The organism is Paraburkholderia sp. JHI2823 (assembly GCF_038900695.1).
Lineage (GTDB): Bacteria > Pseudomonadota > Gammaproteobacteria > Burkholderiales > Burkholderiaceae > Paraburkholderia > Paraburkholderia mimosarum.
In genome coordinates this window covers 1-255 of the sequence record NZ_JAYMRY010000406.1, presented here as the reverse complement: position 1 = coordinate 255, position 255 = coordinate 1, and the positions used below count along the sequence as shown (strand labels likewise).

Below are 255 nucleotides of genomic sequence, written 5' to 3'. Positions count from 1 at the left end.
CAGATGGCTCCGGCACAGTGGCGCGTGATCTGGGGAAATTATTGCGGAAGCGTGACAATGACCTGCCACGGCGCGACGGCAAGATGAACCGGCGCGACATGCGCGGCGGTCTGCGCGCACGAATCGCCGCCACATGGTCACGACGGCGGAACGTGCCTGACTTTCGCGCGCAAACAGCGTCTTCACTTCACCGGCCCAACGGTCATCGTTCAGCCGCCGTCGAGCCGCGAGACGAAGGGCAGAAACGGGCCGAGG

General features: G+C 65.1%; 1 protein-coding gene. It reads left to right on the top strand.

Annotation, left to right across the window (positions count from 1 at the left end; translation table 11 throughout):
- On the top strand, positions 1–255 hold a 255-nt coding region (locus tag VSR34_RS39180), incomplete at both ends, for a hypothetical protein (protein ID WP_342965321.1).